Annotated in this window: 17 protein-coding genes; 13 read left to right on the forward strand and 4 right to left on the reverse strand. The window is 61.3% G+C overall.

Features of this window, described 5'->3' with window-relative positions; all coding sequences use genetic code 11:
* The first annotated feature begins 131 nt into the window (after window positions 1-131).
* Window positions 132-818 carry a MotA/TolQ/ExbB proton channel family protein gene (locus NW833_RS08835; RefSeq protein WP_414412248.1) on the forward strand — a complete coding sequence of 229 codons (687 nt, stop codon included), beginning with the start codon at window positions 132-134 and terminating at the stop codon, window positions 816-818.
* A 3-nt stretch (window positions 819-821) separates the two neighbouring features.
* A complete protein-coding gene (locus NW833_RS08840; RefSeq protein WP_414395132.1) occupies window positions 822-1,244 on the forward strand; it encodes an ExbD/TolR family protein in 423 nt (140 codons plus the stop codon).
* Window positions 1,245-1,273: 29 nt separating this feature from the next.
* Here the strand turns inward: NW833_RS08840 and argF are convergent, their stop codons facing one another.
* Window positions 1,274-2,191, reverse strand: a complete 918-nt coding sequence (gene argF / locus NW833_RS08845; RefSeq protein ID WP_414395162.1) for an ornithine carbamoyltransferase — start codon at window positions 2,189-2,191, stop codon at window positions 1,274-1,276.
* A gap of 74 nt (window positions 2,192-2,265) precedes the next feature.
* Window positions 2,266-3,561 (reverse strand): carboxyl-terminal processing protease CtpC, encoded by a 1,296-nt coding sequence (ctpC, locus tag NW833_RS08850; RefSeq protein WP_414412227.1) that lies wholly within the window; start codon window positions 3,559-3,561, stop codon window positions 2,266-2,268.
* A 223-nt stretch (window positions 3,562-3,784) separates the two neighbouring features.
* Between ctpC and NW833_RS08855 the strand changes: the two genes are divergently transcribed.
* The 3 genes from NW833_RS08855 to NW833_RS08865 all read left to right on the forward strand — a co-directional run bounded on the left by NW833_RS08855 (window position 3,785) and on the right by NW833_RS08865 (window position 6,638).
* Window positions 3,785-5,137: a glutamate-5-semialdehyde dehydrogenase gene (locus tag NW833_RS08855; protein WP_414412228.1), complete on the forward strand. Its 1,353-nt coding sequence runs from the start codon at window positions 3,785-3,787 to the stop codon at window positions 5,135-5,137.
* Between the two features lie 147 nt (window positions 5,138-5,284).
* Window positions 5,285-5,767: an RNA recognition motif domain-containing protein gene (locus tag NW833_RS08860; protein WP_414395138.1), complete on the forward strand. Its 483-nt coding sequence runs from the start codon at window positions 5,285-5,287 to the stop codon at window positions 5,765-5,767.
* Window positions 5,768-5,843: 76 nt separating this feature from the next.
* Window positions 5,844-6,638 carry a DsbA family protein gene (locus NW833_RS08865; RefSeq protein ID WP_414412229.1) on the forward strand — a complete coding sequence of 265 codons (795 nt, stop codon included), beginning with the start codon at window positions 5,844-5,846 and terminating at the stop codon, window positions 6,636-6,638.
* Window positions 6,639-6,690: 52 nt separating this feature from the next.
* On the opposite strand, the gene NW833_RS08870 is transcribed toward NW833_RS08865, so the two are convergent.
* On the reverse strand, window positions 6,691-7,692 hold the full coding sequence (locus NW833_RS08870; protein WP_414412230.1) for an SPOR domain-containing protein: 1,002 nt from the start codon (window positions 7,690-7,692) through the stop codon (window positions 6,691-6,693).
* Between the two features lie 202 nt (window positions 7,693-7,894).
* Complete coding sequence (locus NW833_RS08875; protein WP_414412231.1) at window positions 7,895-8,302, reverse strand: hypothetical protein; 408 nt, start codon at window positions 8,300-8,302, stop codon at window positions 7,895-7,897.
* Between the two features lie 81 nt (window positions 8,303-8,383).
* On the opposite strand from NW833_RS08875, the gene recJ reads away from it, so the two are divergent.
* The 8 genes from recJ to NW833_RS08915 all read left to right on the forward strand — a co-directional run bounded on the left by recJ (window position 8,384) and on the right by NW833_RS08915 (window position 16,503).
* On the forward strand, window positions 8,384-10,822 hold the full coding sequence (gene recJ, locus NW833_RS08880) for a single-stranded-DNA-specific exonuclease RecJ (protein ID WP_414412232.1): 2,439 nt from the start codon (window positions 8,384-8,386) through the stop codon (window positions 10,820-10,822).
* Window positions 10,812-11,477, forward strand: a complete 666-nt coding sequence (locus tag NW833_RS08885; RefSeq protein WP_414411076.1) for a metallophosphoesterase family protein — start codon at window positions 10,812-10,814, stop codon at window positions 11,475-11,477. Before recJ ends, NW833_RS08885 begins: the two co-directional genes overlap by 11 nt.
* A gap of 92 nt (window positions 11,478-11,569) precedes the next feature.
* Complete coding sequence (gene rdgB, locus NW833_RS08890; protein ID WP_414412233.1) at window positions 11,570-12,163, forward strand: RdgB/HAM1 family non-canonical purine NTP pyrophosphatase; 594 nt, start codon at window positions 11,570-11,572, stop codon at window positions 12,161-12,163.
* 74 nt (window positions 12,164-12,237) lie between these two features.
* Entirely contained in the window at window positions 12,238-13,350 is a 1,113-nt protein-coding gene (locus NW833_RS08895) for a hypothetical protein (protein WP_414412234.1), read from the forward strand.
* A 22-nt stretch (window positions 13,351-13,372) separates the two neighbouring features.
* Complete coding sequence (gene tmk / locus NW833_RS08900) at window positions 13,373-13,987, forward strand: dTMP kinase (protein WP_414412235.1); 615 nt, start codon at window positions 13,373-13,375, stop codon at window positions 13,985-13,987.
* Between the two features lie 123 nt (window positions 13,988-14,110).
* Window positions 14,111-15,097, forward strand: coding sequence for a CHAD domain-containing protein (locus NW833_RS08905; RefSeq protein ID WP_414412236.1), 987 nt, complete (start codon window positions 14,111-14,113; stop codon window positions 15,095-15,097).
* A gap of 97 nt (window positions 15,098-15,194) precedes the next feature.
* Window positions 15,195-16,259, forward strand: a complete 1,065-nt coding sequence (locus NW833_RS08910) for a spermidine/putrescine ABC transporter substrate-binding protein (RefSeq protein WP_414412237.1) — start codon at window positions 15,195-15,197, stop codon at window positions 16,257-16,259.
* 100 nt (window positions 16,260-16,359) lie between these two features.
* Window positions 16,360-16,503 (forward strand): high light inducible protein, encoded by a 144-nt coding sequence (locus NW833_RS08915; RefSeq protein ID WP_414346668.1) that lies wholly within the window; start codon window positions 16,360-16,362, stop codon window positions 16,501-16,503.
* Window positions 16,504-16,546: the final 43 nt, after the last annotated feature.

The raw sequence follows: 16,546 nt of genomic DNA on the forward strand, positions 1-16,546 counted from the left end.
GGAAAGAAAGCAACCCCAAGTGGGCAAAAAGGGATCCCAGCTCCGGCGGGAAAGTGCTATGACAGGATGAGCGTGAGGTGCCGCTGGGAGGGGGTCATCCGGATCCTATGGCGAGAGTCCTGCAGCTTCTGATCCAGGGTTGGTACTACTCCATCCCCCTGTTGACCTTCTCGGTTCTCTCGGTGGCTTGTTGCCTCGAGCGGGCCTTGTTCTGGTGGAAGGTTACCCATCGGCAGGAGGAGGTGGTGCGGCAAGCCCTCAGCCAGTACCGCCGCAACCCCAGGGCCGCCCAGTACCTGCTGGAGCAAAATGCCGACCTGCCCATTGCGCGCATCTTTTTGGCTGCCCTGGAGCTCAACGAAGCCAGCCCTGAGGATTTTAAACTGGCCCTTGAGACAGCCCTGGCTGCAGAGGTGCCGCTATTAAAGCGCTTCAACACTCTCTTTGACACGGTGATTACCGTTGCTCCCTTCCTAGGCCTCTTGGGCACGGTTACCGGCATCATCCAAATCCTCAGCTCCATCCAACTGGGGGATATTGGCGGCACCAATACGCAGGGGGTGGGACAAGGCATCGCCGAAGCCCTCTACTCGACGGCTTTCGGGTTGATCGTGGCTATTCCCACCTTGCTGATCTCCAATGTCTTTCGCTCTCTGTACCTGCGGCAACTCTCCAAGATCCAGGAGTACGGCGGCGAGCTGGAGTTGCTGCATCGGCAGCGGCTAGAGATGCAAGCCCAGCAGCTTCCCCAGTCTTCCTACGCCAAGCCCGGCCCCAGCTCCACTCTGCCTCCCTACTCCCCGCTTGAGCCCTCCTAGCCTATGCGCATCCCAGAGGAGAACTTCAGGCCCGCCGAGATCAACATCGTGCCCTTAATCGATGTCATCTTCTCGATCTTGGTGTTTTTCGTCATCGCCAGCCTAGTGCTTACCCGGTCCGAGGCGCTCGATGTCAACTTGCCAGAGGCCTCCACAGCCGAAGCCCGCCGTCAGCCAGACGTTACGGTGAGCATCACGGCCGAAGGCCAAATTGCTGTCAACCGGCAGAAAATTGCCAATCTTGGTGCCCTGATCCCCACGGTGGAACGTATTCTGGCCGAGAAGCCGGCTGAAGGGCGGCGCTTAGTGGTCATCAACGCTGACTTGGCCCTCTCCCACGGCAAGGTGGTGGAGGTCATGGATGCTCTGCAGCGGCTGCCCAACGTCAGCCTGGCGATCGCTGCCCGCCGCCCCAACAACCGCTGACCCTCTCTTCGAGCCGGGGGTGAGGATCCTCACCCTGCTCCCAGCAGTTGGATTAGCAGCGCCTTTTGCACGTGAAGGCGATTTTCCGCCTGATCCCAAACGCGGGACTGGGATCCCTCCAAAACCTCGGCAGTAATCTCCTCCTCCCGGTGGGCGGGCAGGCAGTGGAGCACAATCGCCTCTGGATCTGCGTGTTTCATGAGCTCGGCATTGACCTGGTAGGGCAGGAAGTGGGCTTTGCGGGCTGCCGCCTGATCCTCTTGGCCCATGCTGGCCCAGACGTCGGTATAGACCACCTGGGCTCCCGCAACGGCTTCGTAGGGATCCCGCAAAACCAGCACCTGTGATCCCTGGGCCAAGGCTTGCGCTTCTGCCACCACTGCCGCATCCGGCTCGTAGCCAGGGGGTGTGGCAACGCGGATGTGGATCCCGCTTAGAGCACAGCCCAGCAGGAGGGAATGGGCAACATTGTTGCCGTCGCCACAATAGGCCAAGGTCAGGCCTGCCAGTTGCCCGAAGTTCTCCTGAATGGTGAGCAGATCGGCCAAAACTTGGCAGGGGTGAAACTGATCCGTGAGGGCGTTGATCACGGGGATCTCGGCATACTCGGCAAAGAGCTCCAGCTCCCGCTGGTCGTAGGTGCGGATGGCAATGGCGTCCAGGTAGCGGGAGAGGACGCGGGCTGTATCCGACAGGGGCTCGCCGCGGCTTATTTGCATTGCCGCTGGCACCAAGTCCAGGGTGCTGCCCCCGCACTGGGCCATGGCAACGGTAAAGCTAACCCGGGTACGGGTGGAAGCCTTCTGAAATAGCAGTCCCAGCACTCGACCCCGCAGGTCTGCCCGGTAGGGATCCCGCTTCAGTTCTGCCGCTTGGGCCAGCAAGGCCGCCAGCTCCGCCGGGCTCAGGTCGCTGAGTTTGAGCAGATCCCGTCCGGCCAAGTTCAAATTCATGGATCCTGCCATCCTCGCCTACCCTGCCTGCCGACGATAAAGCCTTTCCCACCTAGGGTTAGCACCGCCTACTGAGAAGAGGAACGAACGACGCTGGAAGCCTGTTGCCGGCGGGCCGCAATTTGGGCCTGGAGGGCGCGAATGGCAGCCGCATACTGCGGATCAGCGGCAGTGGCTACCAGTTCGCGGTTCTTGCTGAGGCGCTTCAGATCTGCCTCCGACAGCTCCACCACAATGTCGGGAGTGATACCCTTTTGGTCAATCTCGGTGCCCTTGGGAGTGCGGTAGCGGGCAATGGTGACTGCCAACCCCGACCCGTCGGAGAGGGGATGCACCGACTGCACTAGGCCCTTGCCAAAGGTTTGCGTGCCAACGATCACAGCGCGCCGGTTATCTTGCAAGGCGCCGGAGAGGATCTCGCTGGCGCTGGCAGAACCCCCATCCACCAAGACCGCCAAAGGCTTGTCGGTGAGGGCGCTGTTGTTGGCCACAAGGCGATCCTGCTCCCCTTGCCGATTCACCGTCGAGACAATGCTCCCCCGATTGATCCACAGGCGCGCAATTTCGGCACTGGCGTGGAGCAGCCCCCCAGGATTGGCCCGCAGATCCAGCACGTAGCCAGCCACCCCTTGTTTTTCTAGGTCGCGAATGGCCTGGCGCACCTTTTCGGCGGCGTTGCCGGAAAATTGGGTGATGCGGATATAGCCAATGAGCAGGCCATTTTCTTTGCGAGCCTCGTGGCGTACTGTAGCTAGCTCAATTCTCTCCCGCACCAAGTCAAACACCTTCAGCCCTTCTCCCTCGCGGCGAATGGTTAGCCGCACCCGGGTGCCTGGCTCACCGCGAATGAGGCTGACGGCAGTATTGGTGTCCATGCCCTCGGTGGATCTGTCGTCGATACGCACGATAACGTCCTTGGACTTGATCCCAGCGCGATCGGCAGGGGATCCCTCAATTGGCGAGATCACAACCAGCTCATTGGTCTCCTGATCCACACCCAGCGTGATCCCCACGCCGGTCAGCTCCCCCGAGGTGTCGATCTGCATGCTGGCAAACTGCTCCGGATCCAAGAAGCGGGTGTAGGGATCGTTGAGCTTCTTGAGGGCCTCGCGAATGGCCTTGTAGGCCTCCTCGCGGGTGGCATATTCTCTGCTGAGCAGCTCGCGGCGCACCGCTTCCCAGTCGACGGAGTTAAAGGAAGGATCGACGTACTCCCGATTGACAATCTGCCAAACTTCGTCCACCACTTCTTTGGGATCCCGGCGAAACCCCGCCCAACCTGGCATGGATAGCTGCACGCCAACCAACGACACGGCTGTAACCACGGCAGCCGTTGCACTCACCACAAACCCCCGCTTTCTCATTGACCCTCCTGGAAAACACAGTACTGGTTGAAGATGGGCTGGGTTTCGCCAGACTAGGATCCTCTAGGGGCAGCTAGCAGTGCCCAAATTCTGATAGGCTGCTGAGAGTGCTGCCCAGTTTTGCCCAAGCTAGCATAGGGATTCTGGCAAGGCTGCTCCCAGGATCCCATTAGATTGGAACTTTTTGTAGCCTTTTGGGTTGGGTTTTGTTGCCTCTCTGCCCATGTCTCCTGGAGCTCCTGCAAGAACTGCCAACTCCTCCCTGCTAGTCCAGGTGCAGACGGCTCGAGCTGCCGCTCAGCGCACAGCCACCTTGCCCACTGAGGTTCGGGATGCGGCTCTCGAGGCCATGGCCACAGCTTTACTGGAACAGCAAGAGGCCATCCTAGCGGCCAATCGGGAAGATCTGGAGCGGGCAGCGGAGCCGGTTAAAAGGGGGGAGTTGTCGGCTGCGGCCTATGCCCGCCTAAAGTTGGATGCCCACAAGTTGGCGGAGATGGTAGCCGGAGTCCAGCAGGTGAGGCGGCTGCCCGACCCGGTAGGGCGATCCCTCCTCATCCGCGAGCTGGACGAGGGGCTGGTGCTGGAGCGGCGCACCTATCCCCTGGGAGTGCTAGGCGTCATCTTTGAGTCGCGGCCCGACGCCCTGGTGCAAATTGCTGCCCTAGCAGTCAAGACGGGCAACAGCGTCCTGCTCAAAGGCGGATCGGAGGCGCTCTACTCCTGCCAAGCGTTGATGGCCGCGCTGGAGGCGGGGCTGCGGCAAGTTCCCGACTTTCCTAGGGGATCTTTGCAGTTGCTCACCCGTCGCGAGGAGATTAAAGAGCTGCTGCAACTGGAAGGTCTGGTGGACCTAATCATTCCCCGCGGCTCCAGCAGCTTTGTCCGCTACATTATGGAGAATACCCGCATCCCGGTTCTGGGCCATGCGGATGGGCTGTGCCACCTGTACGTGGATCGGGCTGCTGATGTGGACATGGCGGTGAGGCTAACCCTAGATAGCAAAACCCAGTACCCTGCCGCCTGCAACGCTATCGAGACCCTGCTAGTCCATGCAGAGATTGCTCCCCGGTTCTTGCCTCTGGCCGTGCAAGCGCTGCGCGAGAAAGGGGTAGAGTTGCGCGGGGATCCCCGCTGCCGCGAGCTGGTGCCCGATCTGATCCCGGCCACTGAAGCTGACTGGAGCACTGAGTACGCCGACTTGATTCTAGCCATTAAAATGGTGGATTCCCTCGACGAGGCCATTGCCCACATTCAACGGTACGGATCCCGGCACACCGAGGCCATCGTGACCGAAGATGCCGTCGCTGCCCAGCGCTTTCTCGACGAAGTGGACGCAGCAGGGGTCTTTCACAACGCCTCCACCCGCTTTGCCGATGGCTTTCGCTACGGCTTTGGGGCAGAAGTGGGCATTAGCACCCAAAAGCTGCCACCCCGGGGCCCGGTAGGCTTGGAAGGCCTAGTAACCTACCGCTACCAACTGCGGGGGCGAGGCCATCTTGTAGCTGACTATACCGGCCCTCAGGCCCGTCCCTTCCTGCATCGGGATCGCTTAAACGTTACCGGCTTAGCCTAGAAGGGATCCCCTTGACCAGCTGGGTTGTCTTAACTTTTTTGGCTAAAAGTTGAGGTAAATTTCTAAAAGGTGGCCTTATGCGGCGCTTCTGGATTGGCCCTGTGCAGGCTGGACTTCTGTCCTCTCGCTAAGGAGCTTCACGGTTTTATGCCCGTTCGTCTGTACGTTGGAAATCTGCCGGCAGAGGTAGATCGCGAGGCCCTGGAGAAGCTCTTCAGATCTGCAGGTGAGGTCATTTCCACCAAGGTCATTCGGGATCGGAAGACCGGCAAGTGCCGCGGCTTTGGTTTTGTTACGGTAAGCACTGAGGAACAGGCGCAGCAGTATATCGAGAAATTCAACGGCCACAGCTTTGGTGACGTCAACTTGCGCATTGAACTTGCCCAGCCGCGCGAGAAACGGGAAGGTGCCGAAGCCAAAGCAGCAGTCTCCCCTTCCCCCGCCAAGGACTCCGCCCGGGAACCGGCCAAAGGTTCCAAAACAGCAGGGGAGAAGTCTACTTCAGGCAAGAAGCAGCGCCAGCGTGTCAAGGCGGGCCCTGAGGCAAAAGAGGCTGTTGAGCCGGATCCCCGCTGGGCCAGCCAGTTGCAGCGGATCAAGGAGCAGCTTTTGCAAGCCACCCACTCCTAACCCCCCGAAGGGGTGGTAGACAGGGCTGCTGCCTGGGCTTAGCCTAATAAAAGCTTGTACTCGAGGGGGAGTTGGGATGGGAAGTCTGGCGAGGGCTTTTGGCAGGTGGGGACAAGGGCTGGCCAAGCTCGGCCTGCTCGGCATGCTCCTAGTTTGGCTGGGAATGAGCGGCACGGCACCTGTTGTCTTTGCAGCTCCGGCAGACCTGGAGAAGCAGGTGCTGGAGATCATCCGCAAGAATCCGCAGGTGATCCTGGAGGCCGTGCAGGAGTACCAGCAGCGGCAGTATGAAGAGCAGCAGCGGCAACAGCAGAAGCTAGCAGAAGAGTTTGGCCGGCAGTTGCGGCAGAACCCCCGCGCTGTCATTGGCGATTCCCCCAGAACCGGCTCCGAGTCCTTGCGGCTAGTTTTGGTGGAGTTTTCCGACTTTCAGTGTCCCTTCTGTGCCCGTGCCCATCAGACTCTGAAGGAGTTCATGGCTAGACATGGGGACGAGGTAACCTTGGTGTACAAGCACCTACCCTTGACCAGCATTCACCCTGAGGCGATGGCGGCAGCGCGCGCCGCTTGGGCTGCTCACCGCCAGGGCAAGTTTTGGGAGTTCCACGACGAGCTGTTTGCCAACCAGTCCCAGCTAGGGGAGGAGTTTTACGTAGCTACAGCCCAAAAGCTGGGCTTGAACGTGGAGAAGTTCAATCGGGATCGGCGCAGCCGGTCGGCAGAGCGGGCTGTACAGCGAGACATGGATCTGGCCTCTCAACTGGGCATCAGCGGTACCCCCCATTTCATCTTGAACGGCATTGCCTTCTCGGGGGCTCAGCCTTTGGAAGTGTTTGAGCAGACGCTGCAACAGGCCAAGCAGGCTCGCTAGGACTCCACCCCTGTCTCCCTCTCACGGCACGGCAGGCCTGAAGGGGGAGCATTTACTTCACCGGCAAAATGCGGGCATCAAACCCCGCCTCGGCTAGGCTGCGCCGCGCTCGTTCGGCATTGGCCCGCTGCCGGTAGGTGCCCACCTGAATCACTGAGCCGCGCACAAAGGCATCGGGCGCAAACTGCCGCACCTTGGGCAGCGCCTCTTCGCCAGCCTGAACCACCACCCAAAACCCGGCCGAGCTAGCTTCAGGCAAGGAGGGAGGAGAGTCCCGAACCAGGATAGGTTGGGAGCGGCGCAGGTCAGCGGGAAAGATCCCTGCCTCGTAGCCGTGGCTAGCTAGGTAACGCACTTGCTCGCTGGCCGTTGCCAGATCGGCAAAGCCGCCGGTGCGCACAACCCGCCGGCTGTCGTAGATTAGGGGCAGGGATCCCGGCAGCAGTTGCTCCAAAGCAGCCAATTTTTCGCCGCTGGGATCGGCCACCAACACCCAATAGCGTTCCCCTTGGGCAGGCGGTGGTGAAGCGGCATTCTCTTCTGCCAGCGACACGACCACTGCCGGCAAGCCCTGAGCAGTCAGCCAACGGGCCTGTTCCTGCGCCAGTGATAGGCGAGAGAAAGTCCCCGTCTGTAGGGCAGGCTGGCCGCGGTAACGCACCTCTATAGCCTGGGGAAAGAAGCGGCGCACCCGCTCCTCCAGCCGTGGATCTCTGCTGGGGTTGGGCACTTGGGTGGCAAAAGGCCGCTGCGGGTCGAAAGGGGGAGCCGTTGGCGGGGCAAGCAAGGCCGGCGGCAGGGGTGGATCCTTGTCTTGGCGGCTCACCACCCGCACGGGCAGCCCTAGCTGTTCCAACTCGGCCTGGCGGCGTTGGGCGTGGCTGCGGTTGACAAACGTTCCCGCCAGAATGAAGACCTGGCCATCCCCCTGCACAAAATAGGCATCCGGCACCTGCCTGCGCACCTGAGCTAAGGCTTCTGGTCGCTCAGCCAGGACATGGACTTGGTAACGGATGAGGGCAAAGGCAGGCGGCAAGGCAAGGAGACTAGCCACCAGAGAGCTGCCCCACCAAGCCGCCATTGTCAGCCTTGGCCAAGCCCTGCTAGGCAAGAGACTAGTCTCTCCCCCCCACCTAGCCCACTGTTGGTCTCTCCTTTGGCGGCAGTGGCGCAGCCCAGCGTTCACAGGAGAAGCGCAATGAGGTCTACCTCCAGTATAGTGAGGAGGATTTGGCAACGCTTGCTGCCTGCACTCCCTAGAAGCGACGGCGACGGTAGCTGTAGCGACGCGGGGCAGCAGGGGCAGGGGATCCTCCTAGGGAAAAGCGAATAATCTCAGTCTTGTAGGGTTGGGAGCCTTCCGTGTAGCGGGCAAGCTGAATGGCGGATCCCTGGCCAGAGGGAAGAGCTGGCAGAGAGGGATCCGGCCAGGTAGCTTCAAGGGCGATGAAAAACTGCGAGCGCAGCAGCACCTCCCAGGGGGAAAGGGGCTTGGTTTGCTCGGGCACCAGGCGGCCTAGCGCAATCTGAAGACGCGGCCCCCCTTGCCGGGATCTCCAGAGCTGACGCGCCAAACTCCCCAGGGACGCCTGCTCAGAGGATCGAACCAGCAGCTTCAGTCCCCTCAGGGGGTTGAGGCTGTAGGTAAGTAGGAGAGAGTACATCGCAAGCCAGCGGAGTAGCGTTTTGGAGTAAGCTCAAGGAGGATCTCTAGGCTAACTGTAGCATTGTCATCTCCTCCGGCGATGGCGGCAATCCTCGAGCAGCGCTGGCTACTCCAGCCTGAGGATCAGCCAAGGGCGCGCCAGTTGGCGGAGGCGGTGGGGATTTCGCCGCTGCTGGCTCAGATCCTGCTCAACCGCGGCCTCCGCAGCCCTGCCGAGGTTCGCCACTACCTGCAGCCGGATCCCTCTTGCCTGCCGCCGCCCAGCCGGGACTTCGCCGACCTGCCCCTGGCGGTAGAGCTGTTGGAGAAAGCCCTGCGCCGGCAGGAGCCCATCGCCATCTGCGGCGACTACGATGCCGACGGCATGACCAGCACAGCCCTGCTGCTGCGGGCGCTGCGGGGCACGCCGGTGGTTTACCGCATTCCCAGCCGCCTTACGGAGGGCTATGGTCTCAACAGCCGCATAGTCCAGGAGCTGCACCGCGAAGGGGTGCGCCTTATCCTCACCGTAGACAACGGCATTGCTGCCCACGAGCCCATCCGTCTAGCCAAAGAGCTGGGGCTGGCGGTGATCGTGACCGATCACCACGATCTGCCCTCCCAATTGCCCCCTGCCGACGCCATCCTCAACCCCAAGCAGCTCCCAGAGTCGTCTCCCTACCGGGGAATGGCCGGGGTGGGGGTGGCCTACCTACTGGCCCAGGCCTTGGCGGAGCGCCGCGGCGATGAACGGCTAGGGCGAGTGGCGCTGGAGCTGTGTACAGTGGGCACCATTGCCGATTTGGCCCCTCTGACAGGGGTAAACCGCCTCTGGGTGCAGCAGGGGCTAGCCCTTTTGCCCACTTCCCAGGTGGCCGGGATCCGCGCCCTCTTGGCGGTGATGGGAATGACGGGATCCCCGGAGGAGCTGCGGCCAGAGTGGGTAGGGTTTGGCCTGGGGCCCCGCATCAACGCCATTGGGCGAATTGGCCGACCGGCAATGGGGATTCAACTGCTGACCACCGACGATCCCCAGCAGGCGGAGAAACTTGCCCGCCGCTGTGAACGCCTCAACCAGGTGCGGCAGGAGATGTGCAGCCGCATCGAGGCCGAGGCTTTGGAGCAGATTGCCCAACGAGACTGGGATCCGCCGCAGGAGCGGGTGTTAATCCTTTTGGGAACCCCCCAGCAGCGCTGGCACAAAGGGGTCATTGGCCTGGTGGCCGCGCGGCTGGCGGAGCGCTTTGGCTGTCCAGTATTTATCGGCAGCCAGTCGCGCCAGGGGGAGATTACTGGCTCGGCGCGGCAGGGGATCCCGGAGTTCGACGTGTTCCAGGCCCTGGAGTTCTGCAAAGATCTGTTTACTAAGCATGGCGGCCACCCAGCCGCCGGCGGCTTTAGCCTAAAAGCAGAGAACTGGCCCCTTTTGGAAAAGCGGCTGCGGCAATTGGCCCAACAGCGCCTGCAGCCAGAACAAATCCGGCCCCTGGTGCAGATTGACCTGGAGGTGGCGCTAGCTGACCTCACTCTTGACCTCTATCAAGAGTTGCAGCGCCTCCAGCCCTGCGGTATCGGCAACCCGGAGCCAGTCTTCTGTAGCCGCAACCTGCAGGTGTTGCAACAGCAGCGATTTGGCCCCCGACCTGGGGCTGTGGGCGGTGTTTCCTCAGCCGAGAATGCCCCCAGTCACTTGAAGCTGCTGCTGCAGGATCCCCCTGAGTCTTGCCGCTCTCCCCTGGGAGCCAGGGCCCGCCGCCGTCCCCTCTGGGCCACTGTCTGGCGAGGGGCCGCAGCCTATCCCCTGCCCGAGCGGATTGATGTTGCCTACACCCTCAAAGCCAAGCGGTGGGAAGACGAGACCCAACTAGAGCTGGAAATTCTCGGGATCCGGCCTGCCCAAGCGGCTAGTCCCGGAAAATCCTCCCCCTCCCAACAGAGAAGGGATCTCTCCCCCCTTCTTCTCTACCGCCCTGCTCCGCCTCTCATCCGACCGCTGCGGTGGCAGGTTGTGGACCGCTTTTCTGACCTCCTGCCCCAGGCGCAGGGAACCATCCTCTTCTACGGCTTTCGCCGTCCCACCTTGGTTCTGGCACCTGAGCGGCGCTCTCCGCTGACTCTTGACTACGACCGCCCCCAGGCGGGCCGCCGCTACGACCAATTGTGGCTGTGGAGCTGGCCCCCCTCTTTGGAGCACCTCAAGTGGCTGCTCCACTGCCTTTCTGGCGAAGCGCCGCTCATTGCCGTGCATCAGCAGACCGTGCCCCTACCCTCCGCGGCCACCCTACAACGGCAACTGCGCCACTACCTGCAAACCTATCCCCAGGTGGATCTGTTGCGCCTAGGCCAGCGGTGGTGGCTGTCGCCAGCGCTTCTGGTGGCGGGCCTGCGTTCGTTGGGGCATGCTTGCCCTGAGTTTGGTCCAACGGGATCCCTGGAAGAAGAGCTGGAGGCCCAACGGGCCTGGTACCGCAGCTCCTGGGAGCAGGTGGCCGCTCTGCTTCAGGGATCCCCAACGCCGCTGCTGCGCTATGGGGCTTAAACTGCTGCTTGGCTCTGACTACCACGGCAACGACCGGCTGATCCGGCAGGCCCTGGCTTATCTGCCGCAGGTGGATGGCTACATCAACTGCGGCGATTTCTGCTCCAAGGCCGGCAAGCCCTCCCGCAACGCCACCCAAGGCTTTCATCCGGCAGCCCCAGCCGAGGTAGCCCAGCTGCAGTCTTTCCTGGCGGCAGTGGACGGGCTAGGCAAGCCCTGGCTCTTTCTGCCCGGCAACCATGACCCAGCCGCCGCGGTGTTGGATGCCTTTGCCGGCAATTGGGGACGGGCCATTACCCAGTCCTGTTGCTTTGAGTGGCTAGGGCTGCAGGTGCTGGCAGTGCCCTGGACGCCTCCCTGCGGCTGGAGCTGGACGCTTACCCGCAGTCACCTGCAAGAGCTACTTGCCCTTTACAGCCAACTGCCGCATCGCATTGACCTGCTGCTTAGCCACGCGCCGCCGCGGGGCTTGTTGGACGAAGGGGGCAAGTGGTACCACCGCCGCATGCCCACTCTGCGTCCCCTTTTGGATCTGCTCCAGCCGCGCTACTACATCTGCGGCCACATGCACTGGGATGGGGGAAAGGTAGAACGGTGGGGATCTACCCTCGTCATCAACACAGCCTTGCACAACATGCTTTTGGAGATCCACTGAAGAGCGCGGGCTTAACGGCCAGAGAGGGTAGCCCTGCAGATTGCAGCCAAGCGCTCGGCTAAGATAGCGGAGCCAGATGAGTTTCACTCCCCATGCCCCGTTCCCTAGTTCTGGCCAGCAGCAACCCCGGTAAATGGCGGGAGTTCCACGCCTTTTTCCAGGCCCATGCTCCCCGGTGGGAGTTGCGTCCCCTGCCGGCAGCGATAGAAGTGGAGGAAAGCGGCAGCACGTTTGTCGAAAATGCCCTTCTCAAAGCCAAGGCCGTAGCAACGGCTCTGGGGGAGTGGGCCATTGCCGATGACTCTGGCCTGGCGGTGGCAGCCCTGGGGGGTGCCCCTGGGGTTCATTCGGCCCGCTATGCCCCTGACGATGCCGCCCGCATTCAGCGACTGCTGCGGGAGATGGAAGGGATCTCCAACCGCCAAGCTACCTTCCACTGCGCCATCGCTGTAGTGGATCCCCAGGGCCAGGTGCAGGCATTGGTAGAGGGTCTCTGCCACGGAGAAATCTTGACCCAGCCCCGGGGAGAGGGGGGGTTTGGCTACGACCCGCTCTTCTGGGTGCCAGAGGTGGGGCTGACTTTTGCTGAGATGAGCCCAACGCAAAAAGAAGCCGTCAGCCACCGCGGCCAGGCCCTGAGGGCTCTCAAGGAGCAGTTGCTTACCCTGGAGCGCCGTCTAGGCTAGCTTGGAGAAAGAGCTGCAAGTCTAACTCGGTCTAGGAAGATGGGAGTGCCAGTCTTGCGTTGGGAGCCTGAAAAATGACCTTCTCTGAGGAGCGCGATCCAAACCATTTTCCAGACGCAACGGCTGCTAGCGGCCAAGGGAATGCCTCTGCTCCCAGCAGCTCGGAGTCCCAAGGCCGGCGTTCCCCACCTCCCCTGCCGGAGGAAGGTCCTGGCCCCTCTGAGGAAAGTGCGGAAGACTGGCTGGAGGATGAAGAGGCCCAGAACGACGGGAAGGCCTCCGCCGCTCCTCTTGCCAGGCGCGCGCTGCCAGCGGAGGAGGCTAAAGAGAGGGCCACCCCAGGCCGAGAAGCTGCTGCTGGATCTTCGCGGGCTGCTGATCGCATTAGGGGGACGGCGTCCTCTCGGCCCAGCTCTGCTGGACAAGCCTTGGTTCCCCGGCGCCTTGTCTCTAGCAACCGGGGCTTTGAGGGATCCGCCCGCTCTTCCGCCTATGCCGGCTCCTACAGGGGTGACTATGGCTCCACCTCCAGCTACGGGGGAAGAGGAGGATATGGAGGGGGAGGCCGCAGCGGCAGATCTTCAGGGGGGATCTCCTCCTCGGATCTGACGGCTTTGCTGGTGGTGGCCCTGCTGGCTTTTTTCGGAGGGTTTGCCATCCGCAACATCTTTGCCGAGTCGGGCGGCTTTGACGATGAGCGCCCCATTCGCGCTGCCAATGTGCCGGCGGCTTTTCGGGATTTTTGCTTTGCCTACAACGGCACCGCCTCCTTTACCGTGGTCCAACTCACCAGTGTCTCTGCCCTCACCGTGGCCTCGGTGCCCATCTACAAAGTGGATACCTGCACCATTCCCGTCAGCCAAACGGCCAATGCCCTGCAGGCCTTGGGCATCCGCGGACGGGCGAACACTCTAGGCCCCCAACTGGGGGGATCCAACCTCACCCTCATCCAGCTTCCCTTGGCCAGCAGCTTGGCCCGCGCCCTCTACAGCCAGTTTCCCGGCTTGGCTGCCCAAGGCGACGAGGCGCAGGTTTTATCCCAACTGGAAACCACTATCAACAACGCCTTGCGTTCCAACCTCGAAGGGCTGGCCCTGCAAAACCTGCAGCCCACCAACATCCCCGATGTGTACGTGATGGTGCCAGGCCACTCCTTTGACTTGCAGCCACAGCTTGAGCTGCGCTAGTCCTTCGGCCAGGGATGGGGAAGTGTTCATCACTCTAGAAGGTGGGGAGGGGGTAGGTAAAACTACCCAGCAGGCCCTGCTTGCGCAGCAGCTTTGCCAGGCGGGCTATCCCTGTCTGTGTACCCGCGAGCCGGGAGGGACAGCGCTAGGCCGGGCGCTGCGGGAGATCTTGTTGCATGGGGATCCCCTGACGCCGCTGGCTGAGTTGTTTCTGTACGCGGCAGACCGGGCTGAGCATGTGCAAAAGTGTATTCTTCCGGCTTTGGCAGCCGGCCAGGTGGTGGTTTGCGACCGCTTTACCGATTCCACCCTGGCCTACCAGGGCTACGGACGGGGGCTGGATTTGCAGCAGGTTCGCCAGCTTAACCACTTGGCCACTGGCGGTCTGCAGCCGCATCTCACCCTATGGCTGGATCTCCCGCCTGAGGTGGGGCTAGCTAGGTCTGGGCTTGCCGACAGGCTCGAACAGGAGCGCCTGGAGTTTCACCGCCGCGTCCACCAGGGCTTCCAGACGCTGGCTGCCGCCGAGCCGCAGCGGATTGTCCGCATTGACGCCGAGGGATCCCCCTTGGAGGTGGCTGCCCGCATCTGGTCGGTGGTCCAGCCTCGCCTGCCGGCAGCAGTCCCAAGGCCCTAGACGAAAGGTTAAGATTTGGTTAAAAAGGGGGGAGCAGGGGGCGGCTCAAGCTAGCCTGGGTAGGCTAGGGCAGGGGGGCTTGCCGCTCTTTGGAGTGGTTGTCGTGGGTAGAAGAGACTTGCGGTGGACATCATTGCTGCTGAATCGAAAACTGAGAGCCTCGGCAAGGCGGAGTCCTCGGAGTCACTCTTGCTCTCGTCTTCAAGCTTGCCCCCGCTAGCTGCTTTGGCCCACCAACTGCTGAGCCAGCAATGGCAGCGGCTGCAGAAGCATGTGGGGAGAGTGCTCAAGCACCACCCGGAGGCGGCAGAATCCCTTCATCAGATCCGGGTGAGCTTGCGCCGCATCGGCACCTGGGCGGAAGTGTTTCAGGGATCCCTGCGCCTGCCCAAGCCGCTCAGGCCCAAACGTTTGCGAAAGTTGATCAAGACGCTGGGCCCGCAGCGGGATCTGGACGTGTTGCTAGAAATCCTCCACGAACCCTGTTGGCAAGGGATCCCGGCAGACCAGCAGGCGGAGCTAGAGGAGCTGAAGGAAAAGCTGCAGCGGCGCCAAGCTCAAGCCGAGAAACACTCCCGCCGCATTTTGGCAGAGGAGGACTTCCTGAAGTTCCAGGCTGCTTGCGAAGAGTGGCTGATTTCTCCTCGCTACCGGCCTGCGGCCCAGCTTCCTGTGCAGGAGAGCTTGCCCCATCTTTTGGCGCCGCTAGTAGCGGCGTGGTTCCTGCAGCCGGGTTGGCGGATCCCGGCCTTCCCCGAAACCGAAGCTCAGGCTGAACAACTGCATGACCTGCGCAAAGCCACCAAACGCCTGCGCTACCAGCTAGAGTTTTTTGCCCCCTTCTACGGAGAGACCCTCCAAAGCTGGGTGAAGGCCCTCAAGCGTCTGCAGGAACAGTTGGGCCGCTTTAACGACTTGCAAGTTCTACAGGCCCAGCTACCTGCCGACTCAAGCTTGCAGAACTGGCTGCAGGAACAACAGAAGCTGGCTCTCCAAGATTGGCCCACGCAGCAACAGCGTTACTGTAACCCTGCCGAGCAGCAGCGGCTATATCAGTTGCTCTTCTTGGTTGGGGAGAACAGCAACGGGGAAGTCCAGGTGGTAGGCTAGAGCAGGGATTTGAACCGCGATTGGCTGGACAGGATCGCTCCAGATCCATGGCTAGGTGTAAGGGCGACGTCCAGCTCCACTAGGTTTGAAAATGCCCATGAAAAAGAGAATTGCCACGGCCGTTGCTTTGCTCTGCTGTCTACTGGCCCTGCTTTTCTTTTGGCGCTTAGGAACTGCTGCCCGAAAACCAACCCTCCAACTCTACATCTGGTCGGAATACATTGACCCAGCCATTCTCACGGCCTTTGAGAAAGCCACTAACAGCCGCGTAGTGGTGAGTGTGTACGAGTCCAACGAGGACATGATTGCCAAGCTGCGGGGGGGCGGCGTCAGCCAGTACGACATTGTCGTGCCCACCGACTACGTTGTGCCCAACATGGTGGAGCTGGGCCTGCTGCAGCCTCTCAACAAAAACCTCATTCCCAATCTCCGCAACCTGGACGAGAAGTTTGTCGGCTTGCCCTTTGACCCAGAAAACACCTACACCGTTCCCTACCAGTGGGGCACCACCGGCATTGGCTACCGCAAAGACCGCCTGCCGGAAAACTTTGAGCGTTCCTGGGGGCTGATCTTTGATCCTAAGCAGCAGTACGGCCCCTTTGTGATGATCGACGAGATGCGCTCTATGCTTGCGGCTGCCGCCTTCTACCTGGGCTTTGACCCCAGTACTACCGTTCCCGCAGAGCTGCAGCAGATTCAGGAGCTGTTGATTCAAGCCAAACGCCGCAGCGCCGGTCTCATTGGCGGGGTGGGCGGCAAAAATCAACTGGTCTCCGGGACAGCCAATGTGGCGGTTGTCTACAGCGGCGATGCCCTGCAAGCTGCCGAAGAAAATCCCAACATTGGCTACTTTGTCCCCCGCGAGGGCGCCCACATTTGGCTTGACGTGATGGCTATCCCTGCCAAAGCTCCTAACCCGGAGCTGGCCAACCGCTTCATCAACTTCATTCTGGAGCCGGAAATTGGCGCCCAACTGAGCAACTACAACCGCTTTGCCACCCCCAACGCTGCTGCCCTACCCAGGATCAACCCCCGGGATCGCCAAAACCCAGCCATATACCCCGATGAGGCGACCTTTGCCAGGCTAAAGTACCTCAAAGTGCTGTCGCAGGAGCAGCTACGTCTGGTTGACGCTGTCTGGACTGCCGTCAAAAGCAGCTAGGGATCCACTGCCTGCGGCTTGTTAGCTCTCGACACAAAACTTGACACTTTTTAATATCTGAGCCACATTGGAAATGTCACCTACTGATGGAGTTGCAGCCATGGAAAACCAAGAAGCTAAGTTTGGCTTTACGCCCTTTGCCGAAAAATGGAATGGCCGTCTGGCGATGTTGGGCTTTGTAATTGGCGTTTTGACCGAGCTGCTCACGGGCCAAGGGATCCTCTCTCAAATCGGCCTGATGTAATCCCAAGCCCTGGCACAGACCCTTTCTGCTCGGCTGGCAGCCG

The organism is Synechococcus sp. O70.1 (assembly GCF_047462215.1).
GTDB lineage: Bacteria > Cyanobacteriota > Cyanobacteriia > Thermostichales > Thermostichaceae > Thermostichus.

Bases quoted from the DNA above. Each gene is read 5' to 3' on its own strand.
- NW833_RS08885 (WP_414411076.1), top strand. From the start codon at position 10,812: ATGGGGCTTAAACTGCTGCTTGGCTCTGACTACCACGGCAACGACCGG.
- rdgB (WP_414412233.1), top strand. From the start codon at position 11,570: ATGCCCCGTTCCCTAGTTCTGGCCAGCAGCAACCCCGGTAAATGGCGG.
- NW833_RS08860 (WP_414395138.1), top strand. From the start codon at position 5,285: ATGCCCGTTCGTCTGTACGTTGGAAATCTGCCGGCAGAGGTAGATCGC.
- NW833_RS08895 (WP_414412234.1), top strand. From the start codon at position 12,238: ATGACCTTCTCTGAGGAGCGCGATCCAAACCATTTTCCAGACGCAACG.
- ctpC (WP_414412227.1), bottom strand. From the start codon at position 3,561: ATGAGAAAGCGGGGGTTTGTGGTGAGTGCAACGGCTGCCGTGGTTACA.
- NW833_RS08915 (WP_414346668.1), top strand. From the start codon at position 16,360: ATGGAAAACCAAGAAGCTAAGTTTGGCTTTACGCCCTTTGCCGAAAAA.
- NW833_RS08865 (WP_414412229.1), top strand. From the start codon at position 5,844: ATGGGAAGTCTGGCGAGGGCTTTTGGCAGGTGGGGACAAGGGCTGGCC.
- NW833_RS08840 (WP_414395132.1), top strand. From the start codon at position 822: ATGCGCATCCCAGAGGAGAACTTCAGGCCCGCCGAGATCAACATCGTG.
- recJ (WP_414412232.1), top strand. From the start codon at position 8,384: ATGGCGGCAATCCTCGAGCAGCGCTGGCTACTCCAGCCTGAGGATCAG.
- NW833_RS08910 (WP_414412237.1), top strand. From the start codon at position 15,195: ATGAAAAAGAGAATTGCCACGGCCGTTGCTTTGCTCTGCTGTCTACTG.
- NW833_RS08875 (WP_414412231.1), bottom strand. From the start codon at position 8,302: ATGTACTCTCTCCTACTTACCTACAGCCTCAACCCCCTGAGGGGACTG.
- NW833_RS08855 (WP_414412228.1), top strand. From the start codon at position 3,785: ATGTCTCCTGGAGCTCCTGCAAGAACTGCCAACTCCTCCCTGCTAGTC.